We start from the raw sequence: 18,381 nt of genomic DNA on the forward strand, positions 1-18,381 counted from the left end.
GCTCCTCAAGCGCCAGCCGGCGCTCAGCTTCCGTCGCGCACGTCCTGGAAAAAGTTGCGCACGTGCTCGCCCAACGCTGCAATGCGCTGCAGGCGTGCTGCCTCGACATCGAAGCCGATGTAGGCGACCGACGGGAGCTTGCGCACGTTCGTGGAACATTCGAAATTGGCGCAGGCCAGGATGCCGATGGTGTCGCCGTTTCGGCCGGCCTGCCCGGCGCGTTTGGTGCTGAAGAACGCCACATCGTTGGGCAGCTGCACGTCGTTGCACCATGAACACTGCGGTCTGGTCGCCATCTTTCCCTTGCGCTCGCGCAGCAGCAGCCCGACCGGCTCGTCATTGAGGCGCGCGATGACGTAACCGATTCCCGGGATCTTGGGGTCACGCCAGCCGAGATAATCGAGCTTGTCCCAGGCTAGTGTGGCCAGGTTTGGCGGTAAGGTCACGGCCTTGCGTTCGCTGTGCGAAGCATTGATGAACGATGCCCGCATGTCGGTTTCAGTGAGTTGGAGCATGAGAAGCCTTGTCTGTCGGGGCGCGTGAGGCGGTCTGTCCAGACTACGCTCGCGGTCGCCGTCCAGCCGCGCGCACAGTGGCCCCGTCGATCGGACGCGATTAAGCTGACCCCGTGAGCAATATCGAACGGGATCCTGTCGAAAAGATCTGCGAGTCAACAGGAACCCAGGCCAACGTTGAGATCCTGGCACCGCGGGACGTTCCCCTCGGCGGTCTTCGGGCCATGAACGTGCGACGCACCCTGCCCCAGCGCCAGCGCTCCCTCATCGGGGCGTGGTGTTTTCTCGACCACTATGGTCCCGACCGGGTCAGTGATCGTGGCGGAATGAGCGTGCCGCGGCATCCGCACACCGGATTGCAAACCGTCAGCTGGTTGTTCGCCGGAGAAATCGAACATCGCGACTCGGCGGGATTTCAAGCCATTGTTCGGCCGGGCGAACTGAACCTCATGACCGCCGGCCGCGGCATCAGTCACTCCGAGTTCTCCACCCCCGACACCGAGGTTCTGCACGGTGCGCAATTGTGGGTCGCGCTGCCCGAGCACGCGCGTCAGATCGAGCCCACCTTCGAGCACTACCGGCCCGAGCCGCTCCACGGCGACGGCTGGACCATGCGGGTGTTCCTCGGCTCACTCGGCGGAAGCACGTCGCCGGTGACCACGCACATCCCGCTGCTCGGCGTCGAGATTTTACTCACAGCGGATGCCCACCTCACGATCGCGGTCGACCCGTCGTTTGAGCATGGCGTGCTGCTCGACGCGGGGAAGCTCACCGTGGACAGCACCCCCGTGGCGACGGACCACCTCGCCTATACGCCGGTCGGTCGGTCATCGCTCACCCTAGTCGCTGGCGCTGAGCCGGCGCGCATGCTGCTCATCGGCGGCGAACCGCTGAGCGAACAAATTCTAATGTGGTGGAACTTCGTCGGCCGCAGCCACGAAGAAATCGTCGCCTACCGAACCCACTGGCAGGTCGAGATCGGTGCGGCCGACGGCGACATCACCGACCCGCGCTTTGGCACCTTTCCCGCAGGGGAGCCCGCCCCGATCCCGGCACCGCCGCTTCCCACGGTGCGCCTGCGTCCCCGAAGTTAGTCCAGGTGGTCGGCGGAGTCTGAGACCGACACAGTAAAGACCACCCGTTGTTCTCCCGCAGTGCGCGCGATGACGATTTTTGGAATCAAAGTTTCGTGCAGCAACGGGTCAGTATGCGGTATGGATCACGCGGTAGATCAGTTCGCCGTGGAGAATGGAGATCCAGCCGTCTGTGCTCGCAGCCCACTCTTTCCACGCGTCGCTGATTTGCTGGAGATCTTCTGATGTCGCTAGTTTCGATTCGATGAGTTGCCCTGCAATCGCCGAGTTGAGAATGCGGTCGGCCCACATGCCTCCCCACCAGGCTCGTTCTGCGGGAGTGGAGTAGCACCAGGTGCTCGAGGTAGCGGTGACTTCCTCGAGCCCAGCGGCGTGAGCCCACGAAAGTAAGCGGCGTCCAGCGTCTGGCTCACCACCGTTGGCTCGCGCGGCGGCGCGATACAGCTCAAGCCACCTATCGAGAGCCGGGATCTGCGGCCACCAGCAGAAGCCGGCGTAATCGCTGTCGCGCACAGCCACGATGCCGCCAGGCTTGGTCACCCGCGCCATCTCGCGCAATGCTTGCACGGGGTCGGCGACGTGCTGCAGCACTTGATGCGCGTGGGCTACGTCGAAGGTGGCGTTGTCGAATTCAAGAGCGTGGATGTTTGCAGGCAAAAAATCGATAGTGGTCACGCCTCACTCGTTCGCCGTCGCCCGGGTCAGATCGAGCTCGTCGGTGCCGATCTCGGTCGCGGTGACGTGAGCGACCAGGCCGGCGAGATCGGCCGTAATCTTCCTAGGAGCGCCGCACCCTTGTTGGCGCGTGCAGAGGAGACCGACTGATGCCCAATGAGCTTGGCGAATTCCTTCGGGCACGGCGAAGCGACGCCGAGCTGGAGCCTCAGACGAACACCGGTGCGAACCGCCGCCGGGTTGCTGGATTGCGCCGCGAAGAAGTGGCTGCCGCGTCGGGCATCAGCGTCGACTATTACACGCGCCTTGAGCAAGGACGAGAAACCCATCCCAGCGACCCGGTGCTAGATGCGCTCGCTCGCGCGCTCCAGCTAGGCGTCGATGCCAGCGAGCATCTCTACCGTCTTCGCGCGGCCACCTCATCGCCCCGGAGCGCGCGCAAAGATGAGTTCATACGCGACCAACGCATGGCGGCTCTGGTCGAGGCCGTCCGGCCGAACCCCGCCTACGCACTCGACCGGCTGAGCAACATGGTCGCGGCAAATCCTGAGGGCCTGGCGCTCTATGACGGATTTGCCGATCTCCCGTCGGGGGAGCGAAATACGTGTCGTTACCTCATGACTGAAGATCGGGCGCGCGAGATCTTCGTCGAGTGGGAGGAAGTTGCGCGCGGAGCCGTCGCCCATCTCCGCGCGGCCAACGCCGACAACCTTCACGACACCGCGTTGCAGGCGCTTGTCGCTGAGCTGCGCGAACAGAGCCCCCTGTTCGGGGAGTGGTGGGACGAGCACATCGTCGAGCGCCGACGAGCCTCGCTCAAGCACCTACGCACCCCAGACGGCGACACCATTGCCCGCCGCTACGAAGTGCTGCATCTTCCCGACGAAGGGATACGCATAACCATTTGGCTTCCAGAAACCGGACGGGGTCGGAAAACCTCTGCCCCCGTGTCGCGCCGCAGGCAATCGCTTCTCGCGCTCACGACGCCGCTGCTGCGTGGGAAGCGGGTGTTGTTTCCCCTTCCGAAGGACACTCGAGACGACGTGCTGTTGCTGAAGGGGCTGGTCGAGACCGGCGAATTTCGGCCTCTGATCGACCGCACCTTTTCACTCGAGCAGATCCGAGAGGCGTATGCGTACGTGGCGGCTGGGCAAAAGATTGGCAACGTCGTTATTCGCGTGCGGGCCGAATCGGCATAATTTCGGCGGCCTGGCGCTCGCGGAAGGTGATCATGTTGATGCGGTTGCCGCAGCGCATGCTGCAGAAACGCCTGGACCCGTCACGGGACAAGTCGAGAACCAGGCCGGTGCAGGCATCCGCTTTGACTAGTCACGCGTTCGGTCGTACCGTCAGTGGTATGAGCCAATTCAGGCCATGACAGGCTCGGTCGAAGGGTTCCCCGTGAAGCGGTCATCGGTCCCTGGCGGCCTCGCCATCGCGGTGCTCTCAGCCATTTCGTTCGGAACCTCCGGCGCACTCGTGAAGCCGCTGCTCGAGGCCGGATGGTCGCCGGCCACCGCGGTGACGGTTCGCGCCGTCACCGCCGGACTCGTGCTGCTGCCCCTAGCGGTCGTCGCGTTGCGCGGGCGCTGGGCAGCACTCTGGCTCGGCCGCTGGCGGGTGCTCGGCATGGGCGTCGTCGGCGTCGCGTGCACTCAGCTCTCCTACTTCGCAGCGATCTCGACCATTCCGGTCTCCACCGCACTCCTGATCGAATTTCTGGCGCCACTGATTTTGGTCGGCGTCGCCTGGGCCGTTTCCCAGCGGATGCCCCGCCCGGCCGTGTTCCTCGGCTCGGCTCTCGCCGTCGGCGGCCTCGTGCTGGTGATCGGGCCCGGCGCGATTCAGGCGGTAGACCCGATCGGCCTCGGGTTCGCGTTCCTCGCCGCGATCGGCTGCGCGGCCTACTTCTTCATTGCCGCGCGCCCTGACCGCGACCTGCCGGCCGTCGCACTCGCTGCGTTCGGTTTGCTCGGGGGCGGCGTCATTCTCGGTCTGCTCGGGGCCACCGGCGTGCTCTCGGTCACGGCGACCTTTGACGACCTGCCGCTGTTTGGAGTGTTGGCACCGTGGTGGGTACCGCTGGTGCTGCTCGTGGTCGTCAGCACGGCCATCGCGTACGCAACCGGAATCACCGCGACCGGCGTGCTCGGGTCACGGCTCGCGTCGTTCGTCGGACTGCTCGAGGTGATTTTCGCGTCGCTGTTCGCGTGGCTGCTGCTCGGGGAGCAGCTGAGCCCGCTGCAGCTTGTCGGCGGACTGCTCATCCTCGGCGGCATCGCGGCGGTGCGGTCGAAGCGTGCCGAGGCGGTGCCGACGCCGCGCACGACCGAGGCGGTACCGGAGGCCGCCGCCGCGGCATCCGTTTCGACCTCACCTGGCACATCGGTTTAGGCGGTCAGTACCGGGGGCGGATCGTCGATTGTTGGCGGGGTCAGCACGACCTCGAGGGCGTCGTCGCGGCCGAGTGCCCCGGGAAAGTTGAAGCGAGCAAAGCGTCCGCTGGGGTCATTGGGAGTCTGTGGCACGGCAATCGACGATCGGCGCACGATTTGCGCAAGGACCCCGGTGACTGCGGCGGAGGGGGTCTGACCGGTGCGGCCGCGCAGTCGAACGGATGCCCGCGGCCCGCCTTCGGCGCCAAATCGGAGCGTGAGCATGCGGGTGTGGCTGCGTTTACGGTCGAACAGATCGAGGCGGGCCCAGGTGATGTCGGCCAGTGGCACGACCCGCCGGCCAGCACGCATCTCGCCGGTGTCGAAGTTCACCCAGGCCTGTGGGTAGCGCAGCCGCTGCACGAGATAGAGCACCAGAAGCACCGGAATGGCCGAGCCGAGGGCGATGAGAAATCCCCACCAGGGCGAAACGTTTAGCATGTGCGAGAACGTGGATCCAAGGTTGATCGGTACGATGCCGAGGACAATGCCGTTCATGGGGGTCACCGCGAAGGCGCCCCACCAGCCTGCGCGGTCGAGTCGCAGCCAGCCCGAGGGGAGCGCCGCTGACGGTGGCGAGGTGGTTTCGCTCATGCCTGTAACATACCATTCGCCCCGTTTTGTGATGCGCTGCGGCATCCGTTCGTGGTCGCTCCGCGGGTAGACAATAGACGGATGCTGCCGCCCAATATCGCACGCCACAACCGACTCCATCGCGCCCCGCCCCCAACCTGCTCGAGCCCGCATGAATCTGAGGGAGGCGCGGGCGACCGCACTCGCCCCGATGACGGCCCACACAAAAAACACCCTCGCCGCGAACGACGAGGGTGTTTTTTCGGGGTCTAGTACTCGCGGCGCGGAGCGCGCGGCGGGCGATCACCCTGCTCGGAGGAGCGCGAAGCGCCGCCCGCGTCGACCCGCAGCTCGATCAGTTTGCCACTGATGCGCGTCGCGGAGAGCTTGGAGAACACGTCATTCGACAGGTCAGCTGGCAGCTCGACCAGCGAGAATTCCGGCAGAATCTTGATGTGCCCGAAGTCGTCGCGGCTCAGGCCACCCTCGTTGGCGAGGGCGCCGACGATCTGACGCGGCTCCACCTTGTGACGCTTGCCGACCTCGATGCGGTACTGCGCCATCGGCTTGCCGCTGGAGCGCATCGGGCGTTCGCTGCGCACGGGGCGGTCTTCGCGCGGAGCGTAGCTGCCACGGTCATCGCGGCTGCCACGGTCATCCCGACCAAACCGGTCTGAGCGGTCAGGCCGGTCAGAACGACCGCCACGCTCTGGGCGGTCGCCGCGCTGCTCGGAGCGTTCGACCCGCTCGTCGCGTTCGAGGCGCTGCTGGGCGCGAACATCCTCGGCCGAGAGCAGCAGGGGAGTCGCGCCCTGCCCGACAACGGCCAGGGCCGCGGCCACATCGACCTCGGGCACGTCGTGGTGGGAGACGTAGTGCGCGATGATGTCGCGGAACTTGCTGATCCGGTCAGTCTCATCGAGCGCCGCGGTGATGGCATCGTCGAAGCGAGTCAGACGCGTCACGTTGACGTCCTCAACGCTCGGCAGTTGCATCTGGGTCAGCGGCTGACGAGTAGCCTTTTCGATCGCGGAGAGCAGGCGACGTTCGCGCGGCGTGACGAAGCTGATCGCTGCGCCCGAGCGGCCAGCGCGGCCGGTGCGGCCGATGCGGTGCACATACGACTCGGTGTCGATGGGAATGTCGTAGTTGACGACGTGGCTAATGCGTTCCACGTCGAGGCCGCGAGCGGCGACATCCGTTGCAACGAGAATATCGAGCTTGCCGCTTTTGAGCTGGTTGATGGTGCGCTCGCGCTGCACCTGCTGTACGTCGCCGTTGATCGCCATGGCGGAATAACCGCGCGCACGCAGCTTCTCGGCCAGCAACTCGGTCTCGTTCTTGGTGCGGGCGAAGATGATCATGCCCTCGAAGTTCTCGACCTCGAGAATGCGGGTGAGCGCATCGAGCTTCTGCGGGTACGACACCATCAAATAGCGCTGGGTGGTGTTCGCGCTGGTCGTGGTCTTGCTCTTGACCGTGATCTCTTCGGGGTCGTGCAGGTATTTCTTGGAGATACGACGAATCTGCGCCGGCATGGTGGCCGAGAACAGCGCGACCTGCTTGTCGTCTGGAGTGTCGGCGAGAATGGTCTCGATGTCCTCGACGAAGCCCATGTTGAGCATCTCATCGGCCTCATCGAGCACCAGAAACTTCAGCTCCGACAGGTCAAGGGTGCCCTTGGCAAGGTGATCCATGATGCGACCGGGAGTACCCACAACGATGTGCACCCCGCGACGCAGGGCCGACAGCTGCTGGCCGTAACCCTGTCCGCCGTAGACCGGCAGCACGTGCACGCCGCGCATGTGGGCTGCGTACTTCTCGAAGGCCTCACAGACCTGCAGCGCGAGCTCACGCGTGGGCGCGAGCACGAGGGCTTGGGGGTTCTTTTGGGACAGGTCGAGCCGGTTCAGAATCGGCAGCGCGAACGCGGCCGTCTTGCCGGTACCGGTCTGGGCGAGTCCGACAACGTCGCGACCCTCCAGCAGCGGGGGAATAGTGGCGGCCTGAATGGCCGAGGGGGTTTCGTAGCCGACGACTTTGAGCGCCTTAAGCATGGCGTCATTGAGTCCGAGATCGGCAAATGTCTTGGTGGCAGTGGCAGTTTCTGCCTCGTTCTGCGCAGTGGTGTCTGGTGCGGTCATAGTATCAAAGGTAGCCGACCAGACCGCCCCCGGGGTCAAGGCTGGTCCGGCAACTTTGAAAGCGGATGCCGGCGGCCGCCGCATCCGCTTTCTGCCGCACTCAGCGCGGATGCGTAAAGGATCGCGGCTGGTTAGTACTCATCCGACGGATGCTGCCCCTCCTCCAGCTCGAAGCACGGCGAGAAGGAGGTGATGTAGAGCTGCGTGCCCGAATTCCAAATGGCTGCGGTATAGAACCCACCCGTCTCAACCGTCATATCAACTTCGGCATCGTTACCAGTGGCGGCGGCATTCTTTTCCACGGTGACACCGTCTTTGAGCTTCCACGCGGCTGCAATGGTGTCGACAATGCTCTGGGGGTCAACCTCACCCGCAAACGTCACAACTGTCCTACCGGACCACTGATGGCCTCCATCGACGCAACCGAGCAGGTGCGCGGTCTTCCGTTGAGTCGGGTCAGCCACGTTCTGTGGCGGTACCAAAAGCGCGGTCTCATCCTCCAACGCCACCGCGATGCCCTTGGCTGTCTGCACGTCCAGAGTGGTCTCCTTCTCTGCACCGAAGGGTGCTGCGCAAGCGGTGAGTCCCAGTCCCAGGACGAGTACGCCAACGCCTATGCCAGCAATGATCGTCGATTTCACTTGTACATCCACTTCTCGAGGTCCCTGATGACCTTATTGTTGCGAGGGTCGTCAGTAGCGACGAGGCTGTGAATGTCCACCATCACGTTCGGGTACCAATTAGGCCCCTCATAGTACGGCCCGGAATCAAATGCGCCACTGGCGCGCGGATTGTTCCCGTCTCCGACGACGCCAAGGCCTTGGCCAGTCTGCAAGATATCGTCGTAGGACAAGTCGGCGTAATTGGTTTCGGGATCGGGCATCCAGTTTTTCGGCATCCACGCTCCCGTCAGCGAGACCACCTAGTCGTAGTGGGCTCCTGATACTTCCGCGGAGGTGATGTTGGCAAGCCCCCAGCTGTGGCTGATGGCGGTCGAGATAACGTCGGTGAACCGGTGGTCAGCAGCCAGGCCCGTCTCGAAGTCGGCCAGGACCGGGCCGGTCTGCTTGGCGAACTCTGACGGATTCGCATCCGGTATTCCCTTTACCAGGTCGCCGCGAGGGCCGTCCGAGTCTCCGGGAAAGAGACCATCCTTATAGATAAAGGCGACAGTGTCTGGATGCTGGTTGACGATCCAATCGGACAGCGGCTGGACCGATCCGTCTTGGAACATCTCCATATTGCTCATCGTGCCGGGGACATAGGTGATGCGCTGTCGTGTTTCGCTCGAGGGCGTCCCAAGCATTTGGATGATGCGCGCCCCCTCATAGTCATAGAGGTAGAGCTGATTCTTGCCGTCGATCGCTCGCTGCAGGTAGCTGCGCTCGGCCTCCAGCAGTTCCTGCTCCTTGACGATTTGGTCACTTCTGCCGTAACTCTGCTCCCACCGACCTCGCGTGCGGTCCATTCCGGCGTTTTCGGCGTCGAGCTTGGCGGATTCGGCGTCGATCTCGGTGATCCTCGTGCTGGCATTGAGCCGGTTGGCGGCGACACGGGCGAGCGCGTCCAACCCGTGAATCAGCAGGTCGATCTCGGGAACCAGGGCCACGAGCCGCTCCACGAAGGCGTCGCGGGAGACCGCCGTCCAGTCGGTCGTTTGAGCCTGGGATTGCGCGCCGGCCAGCGTTGTTTGGAGGGTACGGAGGGCATCCGCTTTGCCGGAACGTACTCTGGCCTCAGAAAGGATGCTGTCGGGCTCGCCCAGCCCCGGATTCGCGACGGTCCACATGGTCAGTTCACCGTTCGGCCAAGGGCGGAATCGGTCGCCCGAAACTCTTCGGCCACCGTGCTCGGAAAGTCGCTGAGCACGGAATCGGTGACCCGTAAGGTCGGCATCAGCATCCCCCTGCCATAATCGACGTGCCTCCGACCGGCGGCCACGGAACCGGGCTCGTTTCGAGCCTACGTTACCGCCGCTTCGCGCCTGTAACGCGCAGGTGCCCCTGTAAAACTGGTCTCATGGAACAACGCGTGAACTTCATTACTCTGGCCACGAGGGATCTCGAGGCGGTTCGCACGTTTTATCGCGACGGCCTCGGCTGGACGCCGCTCGTGGATGTTCGCGGCGAGATCGTGTTCTTTCAGGTTGGGCCTGGCCTGATGCTCGGGCTGTTCGACGCCGAAAAGTTCGATACCGACCTGCAGCGCGACCAGACCACCACCGGCGCGAGCGGCATGACTCTCTCGCACAACCTCGAAAGTCGCGACGAAGTCACTGCCACAATCGCGGCGATGGAAGCCGCCGGCGGCACCGTGCTGAAGCCCGCCCAGGACGGCACATTCGGTGGAATCTTTCACGGCCACGTTGCCGACCCCAACGGCGTCATCTGGGAGATCGCGCACAACCCGAGTTGGCACGTCGACGACGCCGGAACCGTGTCGCTGGGCTAAGCCTTCAAAAACGCCCGTGCCGCCTCGCGGAAGTGCCGCGACGTTGGCGCATTGAAGTGATTGCGGCCGGGAATCTCGAAGAAACTGCCGTTCGGCGTGGCCTCGGCCAAAGCTCGGGAGGCACCCAGGATGCTGTCCTCGCTACCGGTTGCGAACAGTAGCGGCTGGCCGGGTGCGTTGGCGGCGCCGGGCTGCGGGCCATCCCGCATGCCCTCGACTAGGGCAACCAACGCCTTGAGATCGTTGCCCGGAAGCGACTTCGCCATCTCGAGGTAGGTACCGGTGAGGCGGTCGGTGACGGCGGCGCCGTGTTCGAGGTGGGCGCGGGCATCCGCTATCTGAAAGCGTTTGAGTGGGTCGCCGTCGGGGATACCGCCGAGAACGGCCTGGGTGATGCGGTCGCCGAGGTCGCGGGCGGCCTTCCATCCGACGCGCGCGCCGAGCGAGTAGCCGACGTAGCGCACCTCGGTGAGCAGGTAGGCGTCGAGCACCGCCTCGACGTCGGCGACGAGCAGCTCCATCGTGTACGCGTCGGGGGAGTGCGGTTTGTCGCTCGCGCCGTGGCCGCGCTGGTCGATGCCGATCACGTGAAAGCCGGCGCGGGTGAGGTCGCGGGTCCATCCGGTTGCGTGCCAGTTCGCGATCACGCTCGACGCGAAGCCGTGCACCACGAACACGGTGGGGTGCTCCGGGTTGCCCATCTCGTAGGTGGCCAGCTGCACGCCGTCCGGGGACAAAACAAAGTGGTGCTCGGGGGCGGTTCGCTGCAACATCCCCCTATTTCACCACGGATGCCCCGGCGCCGGTCACCTTGCCGGGAGCAGGGCGGACTGCACGATGACGACGTCCTTGCGCCAGCGCGGTGGGTGGTGGTGGCAGGCGCCGTTACGCTGGGCACACCGATTATCGAGCAGGAGCAGCCAGTGAACGAGAACAGTGTGAACGAGAACACCCCCAGCCCACAGGTCATCGAGGGCGTCTTCGACCTCGCCCGCGACGGGCTCACCGGCCCCTTGGGCGAAATGATCGATGCCGGTGTGCCCATCAACACGCTCAACCCCCGAGGAGACACGCTATTGATCGTCGCGGCCTATCAGCAGCACGCCGAGACCGTCGCTGAGCTGCTGAGGCGCGGGGCGGACTCATCCGTTATTAATGCCATGGGCCAGACCGCCATCTCGTGTGCGGTCTTTCGCAACAACGAGGCGATTTTGCGCGTGCTCCTCGAAGCGGATGCCGACCCTCTGCTCGGCACGCACAGTGGCGTTGCCATCGCCGACCAGTTTGGTCTGCCGCGCATGCGCGAGATCATCGAGTCGTACCCGCGCGACTGAACGGTATAGAAGTTTTTGGAAAGTCCTGCATAGTGGCAACTTCGCCCGCGGCCCCGCCTGTGGATTGTCGAACCAGAACCGCCACGGCATCTGCCCAGTGATTCGTTTTCTGAAAATGCAGGCCTATTTCTTCTTCAACTCTGCTCAACGACACCAACGCGAGAAAGCAGACCAATTGCGGGCACGTTTCACGTTCGGTACCGGGCTCCTGATTGTGGCACTGACGGTGGGTGTCCCCGCCGCAGCGCAGGCCGAGGACCCGGTCAGTTTCGGCGCCAGCCAAATTGCCGACACCGTGCAGGCGCTCGGTGCGCGGGAAAGTGACGTTTCCGCTGCGCTCGACGATCTCTATGCCGACTCCCGGATCGACCTCTACGTCACCTACGTCGACAGCTTCACGGGCGTCGATCCCCCGGAACAGTGGTCCGATCAGACCGCGGACGAGAACGGAATGGGCATCAACGACGTGCTTCTGTCCATCGCCGTCAGCGACCGGTTATACCAGCTCTCGGTCGCGTCCGACTTTCCGTTGACGGATACCCAGTTAGCCGACGTTGAGACAACCGCGATCGAACCAGCACTGCGCGAGAATGACTGGGCCGGCGCCGCGATCGGTGCAGCAGCCGGGCTCACGGCGAGCATGAACGGAGCGCCGGTCGTCACTGGCCCAATCACGCCGGGGGAGGCGACGCCAAGCGGCGCGGCTGATGGTTCACTCAGCGGGATCTGGATTGCGCTGATTACCATCATTGTGTTCATTGTGGTCGGAGCTTTGGTCTTCTTGGTTGTGCGTCGACGGCGGGTCGGCTCCCTCACTGGCAGCGCGGGGGTTGGCACGCGACCCACGGTGCCGACCGAGCGCCTCAAGCAGCAAGCGGCCAGTGCGCTCATTCATACGGATGACGCCATCAAAACCAGCGAACAGGAACTCGGGTTTGCCATCGCCCAATTCGGAACGGAATCAACGCGGGCATTCACGGTCGCGCTCGGCACGGCCAAAGAGCAAATCATGCGCGGGTTTGCCGTGCAACAACGTCTTGATGACGCGGAACCCGACACCGAACAGCAACAGCGCGACTGGTATACCCAGATCATTGCGCTCTGCGACGAGGCCAACACTGCCCTCGACAAACAGGTCACCGACTTCGATGAACTGAGACAACTCCAGAAGCGCGCGCCGGAGGCCGCCGTGTTGCTGGCCGCAGAAGTAGCCACCGTCGATGCGCGCCTCGCCGAATCTGAGGCCGCCCTGGCCGCACTCGCTCAGCGTTATACCGCAGCCGCGATCGCTACGGTCGCCGACAACCCCGCTCAGGCGAGGGACCGCCTCGCCTTCACTACCAACGCCCTCGGTCAGGCGAATGCTCTGCTCGAAACGGGTAAAATCAGCGCCGCCGCGGTTGCCATTCGCGCCGCCGAGGGGGCGTCAGACCAGGCAATTCTGCTTGTCAATGCCATCGACCGGCTCGGCGTGGATTTGCAGCGAGCCGCCCAGAGCGTCACGGCCGGGCTCACAGAACTCGAAACCGACCTCCGTACCGCGCGTACTCTTGTGCAGAGTTCCACCGCATCGGCCGGCCTCCCCGGCGCGATAGCACTGGCGGAGCAAACCGTTTCCTCGGTCCGAGCGCACCTGGCGGAGCAGACGATCAATCCCATTGACCTCGTGCAGCGGCTTGAGGCGGCCAATGTACAAATGGATGCCGTGCTTCAGAATGCGCGCGACGCCGCGGCTGGGGCGCGGCGCACTCAGGCCGCGCTGAATCAAACGCTGTTGTCGGCCCGCAGCCAGGTCTCCGCTGGCGAAGACTTCATCACGGCCCGCCGCGGCGCCGTCGGGGCAGGGGCGCGTACGCGGCTTGCCGAGGCGAGTCGTCTCATCGCGTTGGCCGATTCCCAAAGCTTTGCCGATCCGGTCGCCGTGCTTCCTCTCGCTACCCGGGCCAACACCCTTGCCGCGGAGGGTATCGCGCTAGCGCAGAGAGACGTGAACGGATTCTCGGCCGGCTCGGGTAATGCTGGCCTCGGTGGCATGTTCGGCAACTCTGGTTCGGGTGGCGGTGCAAATGGCACGATGGGCGCCGTTCTCGGCGGCATCCTGATCAGTTCTCTGCTTGGTGGCGGCGGGGGCCGCGGGGGAATCTTCGGTGGAGGAGGTGGCTTCGGCCGTCGCGGTGGCGGAGGTGGATTCAGCGGTGGTGGCTTCGGCGGCGGAGGCCGTCGTGGTGGCGGAGGAGGCTTCGGTGGCGGCGGCTCGCGTCGTAGTGGTGGCGGTAGATTTTAGAAAACCACCCTGCGATCGCCCCTCAGTAATCTCGGCGACTCAGCCCAGCAGCGCGACGACGCGCTCTCTCAAGACGTTGCTGCGCTCGGTGAAACCGCGCTGGTGGCGTACGTACTCGGCCTTGCCCGCAGCGGTTTCGACCTCGACCGGCGCATAGCCCCAGTCGGCGAGGTCGTACGGGGAGGCCTCCATGTCCAGGGTGCGAATGTCTCGGGCGAGCTCGAAGGAGTCGAGCAAGAGTTCGCCGGGAATGAGCGGACCGAGCTTGATCACCCACTTGTAGATGTCCATACCGGCGTGTAGGCAGCCCGGCTGCTCCATCGCCGGCTGGTTCTCCCGGGACGGCTGCAGCTGGTTGAGCGGTAGCGCCGGCGGGGTGAAGAACCGAAACGCGTCGAAGTGGCTGCAAGCCACTCGGTTGCCGTCGACGACGGCGTCCGTGTCACTCTGCCCGAGCCGCAGCGGCGCAACATGCCGGTGCTCATCCTGGCGATAGACCATCGCCCACTCGTGCAATCCGAAGCAGCCAAAGTGGGCTGGGCGCTGACGGGTGGCGGAGAGCAGTGAACCGATGAAGCGGATGACGCGCTCATTTTTCTCGGAGAAGGCTGCGGCATCCACTTGGCTGTCGGTGCCCGTCGTGCTGTACCACTTCCAGCTTGCGCGCGGTTGGTCGGCGGCGCCCTCCAGGAGCACGCCAACGCCGGGATGCCAGCGGCGCAACAAGCCCGGGCGAAACGGGTAGTAGGTGAAGAGAAAATCCTCGACCGGATGCGTCTGGCCGGTTGCCGCGCGCTCGCGGCGGTCACGGGTGAACGCGTCGGCGCGCTGCTCGTGGGCCTGCTCGAGGGCGCGCCATTCGGTGAACCCGAGCACCCGGGTCTCTTTAGTCATTAGTCCATGTCAGTTGCACCCATCGACACTACGCCGTTCGCCGCGAGGTTTGGTGCTCCATGCCGACGTCGGGCGGCGCGGCCCCATCGATCAGCGAGGTGCCACCCGCACCCGCTGGTCGAGCTTGCCGAGACCACCATCGGCGCACCCGCTGGTCGAGCATGCCGAGACCACCATCGGCCGGCGCTGGCAGTCTGCCCAATCCAGCCATGCCGTCGGTCGAGCTCCGCGGCCGATCGGGCCTATTCTTCCCAGTTGGGTTTCTCGGCGGGTGTGGCGGCGCGGTTTTGGCCGGCGGGTCGCCAGGTTTGGGTGGGGTCGAAGATGAGGGGTCCGCGTACCCAGGGGCGGCCGTCGATCATCTTGATCTCCCAGCCGGACGTTTCGATGCTGGCATGCCCGGCGTTACATAGGAGCACGGCGTTATCGATGTCGGTGGGGCCTCCCTTACGCCAGGGAACAACGTGGTGCGTCTGTGTGAGATGGGGTGGCACGGTGCAGCCGGGGATGACGCAGCCGCCATCGCGGGCGGCCAACGCACGGCGCTGACTCGCGGTGAAGAACCGGTTGCTGTCACCGAGGTGCAAGATCTTGCCGCTGTGGCCGAACAAAACAGGCTGATACCCACCGGCACAAACCAACTCATCGACTTGCTTCACGGTGAGGGGCCCATCGACGCCATCGATCCAGCCGGCCCCGCGCCCAGCGAGGAGGTCATCGATGTTGATGTGCACGAGCACCGTCGGTGCCGCGCCGCCCATCGTCGGAGTGCCGGGCTGCCGAGCGGCCGCCTCAAATATCGCGCGGAGGATCCCGGCCTGCTTCTCACCAATCGACCGCGTATCGACCGGTTCCTGCGGACACGGACTGCGCACCTCGCCCGCGTTTCCCCGGGGTCGCTCGTCGCCGCTGTCCTTCTGGATGTTCTGGTCGTTCTGGCTGTCGGCTTCGTCGTTCTTGCCGTTCGGGCTGTTCGGGCTGCGTCGTTCATCCTGACCCTGGGCTATGTCGCCGCTTTCGCTCAGCGCGTCCTGCGCGGACTGCGAGTCCCGCTCGTCTAGCTCGTCCGGCGCGTCCTGTTCGGCCTGCTCGCCACAGTCAGTCTGTGAGCCGATCGCGGTGACGGCGGTGACGCCTTGACGGGTGTCGCCGTCGCTATCGCTGTCGCTGCTATCACTGCTGTCGCAATCAATGATCATGCCGTCGCTCGTGCTGCCGTCTGTGCTGTCCGCCTCGACCAGATCGGTCTCACGGAACGCGACCGTGGCACGCGGCGCCGCCCCGGGAACCGGGTTGGCCGCAGCCGAGGAGAGATACGCGTCAAAGACGGTGCTGATGATGGCGCGGTCAAGGGTGGTCAGCCAGCCGTTCAGGCTGTAGCCCCCGTTCGCCAGCCCACCGAAGGTGAACCAGCTGCGCCGTTCCGCCGTGGACTCGCCCGGCGCGCACCCGTCAGGTGCGAGACGCGCCTGCCACGCAATGCCCTGCTGACGCAGCAACTCCGGCGCAAACGCGATGCCCGCACCCGGCAGGCCCTCGGTCTGCGGGGTGATCGCACCGGACCCGCTCGCCACCAGGGACCGCTCCACCCGATCCAGGTCATCAACCAGCACCGAGGAACGCAGACCATCGAGCACCGACACGATCACACGGGCCTGCTCCACACCGAGCTCCCCACCCTGCAACGCCTCACCCACGACAGGATAGGCCAGCGCGAGAGGCCGGCCCAGCAGCATCCGCTCACCCGCATTCTTACCCAGCGACGCACGCTGCCGCACCTCACTACGGGACAGACGGGCCAAGGTGGAGACCAGCACAACACCGCTCCGGCAGCCCAGCCGCCGAGCCAGAGACACCGCGCCAGCCGCGGCCAGCTCGCGCTGATCGGCCGGCATCGCCTCGGCAGTCTGGGCAACGGACACATCAAGATATTCGGAACGACGCAACACATCCGTCGTCGACAGCACCCGCGCACCATCAACAACCCGGCCCACACTCTCGAGCGCCAGCAACATGCTCAACGACTCGTCATCACCCAGCGACCCAAACGACACCCCACCCAACGCCGCCAAGAGAATCTCCCGAGCCTGCTCAACCGCCGCAATAATGGGGTTCGAACTGGACTCACCGGGGTTTTCCATGAACATGGGCGCCATCGCCTCCTTCACAACGATTCTACCTCGAATCGAATATAAAAGCGAGAGAAATTCAAATATCACTCCTGAAGTGATGTGGCAATTGCGCGGTATGTTTTCATCGCCACGAAGCCAGAAATTGCTCTATTATCGCCAGACGGCTCGGGTCTGACAGCGAATAGTCCAAGGTCATCACCATAGAACGCACAACCTATTTCCCGTCATATTTTGATCAAGAAATCTGCACTGGAGGTTGTGTCATTGAAGCGCAATGCGGTGCCAGGCCCCGGGCGGGAACGTGGGCGCGGCTCACCACTGGCGGCGGTAGGGCGCAGCCCTCAGCAGCGCGGCTACGCAGCCAGGGAAGAGGCATCCACTTTCCAACGGATGGCGCGCACGCCGGCCCGAGTACCGTGCGGCTCGTCGCCGTGGCCGCGCAGGCGGCGGCACTCAACCAGGTCGGCGGCGGGCGTGACGTGCGGATCTCGGCAGGAGCTGTCGTAGCCGGTGTAGTCGATTTCAAGAAGAAGTTCGTCATCGGTCATGATTGTGGTTCCAGTTCAGCGGGGCACCTCGTCTGAGATGCCGAACAAACGCGAGTGCCGAAGCACGTGCTTGCCTCGACTCAATCATGCGTACGGCACGATCCACATCGAAGCCCGATGTCACTCTCCGACAGCGCGGAGCTGGTCTCTACAGTCGAGGCTAGGTCGCCATCGTGTGGATTGACTGCACGACAGCTAAATTAAACTCACTTCGTGACGCGGCCCGCGGGTCAAGGCGCTAATCCCGCGCCCATTTCGGGCAGCGGGTAACGATTTGGGCGCGCGCGTGTTGACCCAATTATGACTATTCCGCTGTCCATTCTTGACCTCGCCCCAATTGCCCCAGGGCAGACCGCTCGGGAGAGCTATGCGGCGAGTGTCGCGCTCGCCCAAAGTGCCGAAAAATACGGGTATGAGCGCGTCTGGTATGCCGAGCACCACAACATGCCGACCATCGGATCGTCAGCGACGAGCATTCTGATCGGCCACGTTGCCGGGCAGACCAGCACCATTCGGCTCGGATCCGGCGGTGTCATGCTGCCCAACCACTCGCCGCTGGTGATCGCCGAGCAGTATGGCACCCTCGCGGAGCTCTACCCCGACCGCATCGACCTCGGCCTCGGTCGGGCTCCCGGCAGCGATCAGAATACCGCTCGGGCCATGCGCCGCGACCCGCGCGCCTCCGACCAGTTTCCGCAGGACGTCATGGAGCTACAGGCGTATCTGCGCGGCCAGTCGATCGTGCCCGGTGTGCAGGCCGTTCCCGGTGCCGGCACCAACGTACCGCTGTACATCTTGGGATCGTCGCTGTTTGGCGCCGGGCTCGCCGCAGCCCTCGGGCTGCCCTACGCCTTCGCGTCGCACTTCGCGCCCGATTTGTTGCACGAGGCCATCGCGCTCTATCGCCGCGACTTCACGCCCTCTGAACAGCTCGCGGCGCCGTACCTCATCATTGCCGCCAACGTGATCGCGGCCGATGAGAAAACGGATGCTGAGCAGCAGTTTGACGAGACCCGCCGCACCCGGGTGCGCGGCATGCTCTCCCGCGGACCGGCTACCCCGGAGTACAGCGACGACCAGATCGACGTGTTCTTGACCACCCCCGAGGGCCGCAATATTGCCAACATGATGCGCTATTCAGCCGTCGGTACGGCCGACGAGGTGCGCGCCTATCTCCAGGAATTTGCCGAGGGAACCGGGGCTGACGAACTGATTCTCGCCCACCAGTCACCGTTCATCGAGGGCCGCCTACGCTCGGTCGAGCTGACGGCCGCTGCTATGAACCTCGTCGCGGCCTAGATT

18 protein-coding genes and 1 pseudogene are annotated in these 18,381 nt (G+C 64.6%); 7 read left to right on the top strand and 12 right to left on the bottom strand.

From position 1 onward, the window contains the following. Window positions 1-23 precede the first annotated feature (23 nt). Window positions 24-515 (bottom strand): FBP domain-containing protein, encoded by a 492-nt coding sequence (locus CXY75_RS04880; protein WP_104081713.1) that lies wholly within the window; start codon window positions 513-515, stop codon window positions 24-26. A 113-nt stretch (window positions 516-628) separates the two neighbouring features. Here CXY75_RS04880 and CXY75_RS04885 point away from each other — a divergent pair, with 113 nt between their 5' ends. Beyond that, complete coding sequence (locus tag CXY75_RS04885; protein WP_104081714.1) at window positions 629-1,609, top strand: pirin family protein; 981 nt, start codon at window positions 629-631, stop codon at window positions 1,607-1,609. Window positions 1,610-1,717: 108 nt separating this feature from the next. Here CXY75_RS04885 and CXY75_RS04890 read toward each other — a convergent pair whose 3' ends face one another. Continuing rightward, window positions 1,718-2,284, bottom strand: coding sequence for a class I SAM-dependent methyltransferase (locus CXY75_RS04890; RefSeq protein WP_233201736.1), 567 nt, complete (start codon window positions 2,282-2,284; stop codon window positions 1,718-1,720). Window positions 2,285-2,433: 149 nt separating this feature from the next. On the opposite strand from CXY75_RS04890, the gene CXY75_RS04895 reads away from it, so the two are divergent. Continuing rightward, on the top strand, window positions 2,434-3,483 hold the full coding sequence (locus tag CXY75_RS04895) for a helix-turn-helix transcriptional regulator (protein WP_104081715.1): 1,050 nt from the start codon (window positions 2,434-2,436) through the stop codon (window positions 3,481-3,483). Here CXY75_RS04895 and CXY75_RS04900 read toward each other — a convergent pair. Beyond that, window positions 3,455-3,592: pseudogene (locus CXY75_RS04900) on the bottom strand (CGNR zinc finger domain-containing protein); the annotation flags it as partial. The gene CXY75_RS04895 and the pseudogene CXY75_RS04900 overlap by 29 nt on opposite strands. Before the next feature lie 93 nt (window positions 3,593-3,685). Between CXY75_RS04900 and CXY75_RS04905 the strand changes: the two are divergent. Further along, window positions 3,686-4,678: a DMT family transporter gene (locus tag CXY75_RS04905; protein ID WP_233201737.1), complete on the top strand. Its 993-nt coding sequence runs from the start codon at window positions 3,686-3,688 to the stop codon at window positions 4,676-4,678. Here CXY75_RS04905 and CXY75_RS04910 read toward each other — a convergent pair. The 5 genes from CXY75_RS04910 to CXY75_RS04930 form a co-directional block, all read right to left on the bottom strand. Further along, a complete protein-coding gene (locus CXY75_RS04910) occupies window positions 4,675-5,313 on the bottom strand; it encodes a hypothetical protein (RefSeq protein ID WP_104081718.1) in 639 nt (212 codons plus the stop codon). The two genes, CXY75_RS04905 and CXY75_RS04910, sit on opposite strands and share 4 nt — an antisense overlap. A gap of 248 nt (window positions 5,314-5,561) precedes the next feature. Next, window positions 5,562-7,436, bottom strand: a complete 1,875-nt coding sequence (locus CXY75_RS04915; protein WP_104081752.1) for a DEAD/DEAH box helicase — start codon at window positions 7,434-7,436, stop codon at window positions 5,562-5,564. Window positions 7,437-7,567: 131 nt separating this feature from the next. After that, window positions 7,568-8,077 carry a hypothetical protein gene (locus CXY75_RS04920; protein WP_104081719.1) on the bottom strand — a complete coding sequence of 170 codons (510 nt, stop codon included), beginning with the start codon at window positions 8,075-8,077 and terminating at the stop codon, window positions 7,568-7,570. Beyond that, window positions 8,074-8,319 (bottom strand): hypothetical protein, encoded by a 246-nt coding sequence (locus CXY75_RS04925; RefSeq protein ID WP_146069373.1) that lies wholly within the window; start codon window positions 8,317-8,319, stop codon window positions 8,074-8,076. The genes CXY75_RS04920 and CXY75_RS04925 overlap by 4 nt, the downstream gene beginning before the upstream one ends. A 39-nt stretch (window positions 8,320-8,358) precedes the next feature. Continuing rightward, window positions 8,359-9,225 (bottom strand): hypothetical protein, encoded by an 867-nt coding sequence (locus tag CXY75_RS04930; RefSeq protein ID WP_104081721.1) that lies wholly within the window; start codon window positions 9,223-9,225, stop codon window positions 8,359-8,361. A 230-nt stretch (window positions 9,226-9,455) separates the two neighbouring features. On the opposite strand from CXY75_RS04930, the gene CXY75_RS04935 reads away from it, so the two are divergent. Further along, entirely contained in the window at window positions 9,456-9,887 is a 432-nt protein-coding gene (locus CXY75_RS04935) for a VOC family protein (RefSeq protein WP_104081722.1), read from the top strand. Here CXY75_RS04935 and CXY75_RS04940 read toward each other — a convergent pair. Next, entirely contained in the window at window positions 9,884-10,660 is a 777-nt protein-coding gene (locus CXY75_RS04940) for an alpha/beta fold hydrolase (protein ID WP_104081723.1), read from the bottom strand. The two genes, CXY75_RS04935 and CXY75_RS04940, sit on opposite strands and share 4 nt — an antisense overlap. Window positions 10,661-10,810: 150 nt before the next feature. On the opposite strand from CXY75_RS04940, the gene CXY75_RS04945 reads away from it, so the two are divergent. Both CXY75_RS04945 and CXY75_RS20800 read left to right on the top strand, forming a co-directional pair. Beyond that, window positions 10,811-11,221, top strand: coding sequence for an ankyrin repeat domain-containing protein (locus CXY75_RS04945; RefSeq protein WP_199182369.1), 411 nt, complete (start codon window positions 10,811-10,813; stop codon window positions 11,219-11,221). Window positions 11,222-11,318: 97 nt separating this feature from the next. Beyond that, window positions 11,319-13,505, top strand: a complete 2,187-nt coding sequence (locus CXY75_RS20800) for a YgcG family protein (protein WP_158251126.1) — start codon at window positions 11,319-11,321, stop codon at window positions 13,503-13,505. A 39-nt stretch (window positions 13,506-13,544) separates the two neighbouring features. Here CXY75_RS20800 and CXY75_RS04955 read toward each other — a convergent pair whose 3' ends face one another. The 3 genes from CXY75_RS04955 to CXY75_RS04970 form a co-directional block, all read right to left on the bottom strand. Beyond that, entirely contained in the window at window positions 13,545-14,399 is an 855-nt protein-coding gene (locus CXY75_RS04955) for a 3-methyladenine DNA glycosylase (protein WP_104081725.1), read from the bottom strand. A gap of 242 nt (window positions 14,400-14,641) precedes the next feature. Continuing rightward, window positions 14,642-16,555, bottom strand: a complete 1,914-nt coding sequence (locus tag CXY75_RS04965) for an HNH endonuclease signature motif containing protein (RefSeq protein WP_104081727.1) — start codon at window positions 16,553-16,555, stop codon at window positions 14,642-14,644. Between the two features lie 329 nt (window positions 16,556-16,884). Next, window positions 16,885-17,079 (bottom strand): hypothetical protein, encoded by a 195-nt coding sequence (locus CXY75_RS04970; protein WP_104081728.1) that lies wholly within the window; start codon window positions 17,077-17,079, stop codon window positions 16,885-16,887. 300 nt (window positions 17,080-17,379) lie between these two features. Here CXY75_RS04970 and CXY75_RS04975 point away from each other — a divergent pair, with 300 nt between their 5' ends. Then, entirely contained in the window at window positions 17,380-18,378 is a 999-nt protein-coding gene (locus CXY75_RS04975; RefSeq protein ID WP_104081729.1) for an LLM class flavin-dependent oxidoreductase, read from the top strand. The last annotated feature ends 3 nt before the right edge of the window (window positions 18,379-18,381 follow it).

The sequence above is a fragment of the Cryobacterium sp. Y11 genome (assembly GCF_002929535.1).
Classification (GTDB): Bacteria; Actinomycetota; Actinomycetes; order Actinomycetales; family Microbacteriaceae; genus Cryobacterium.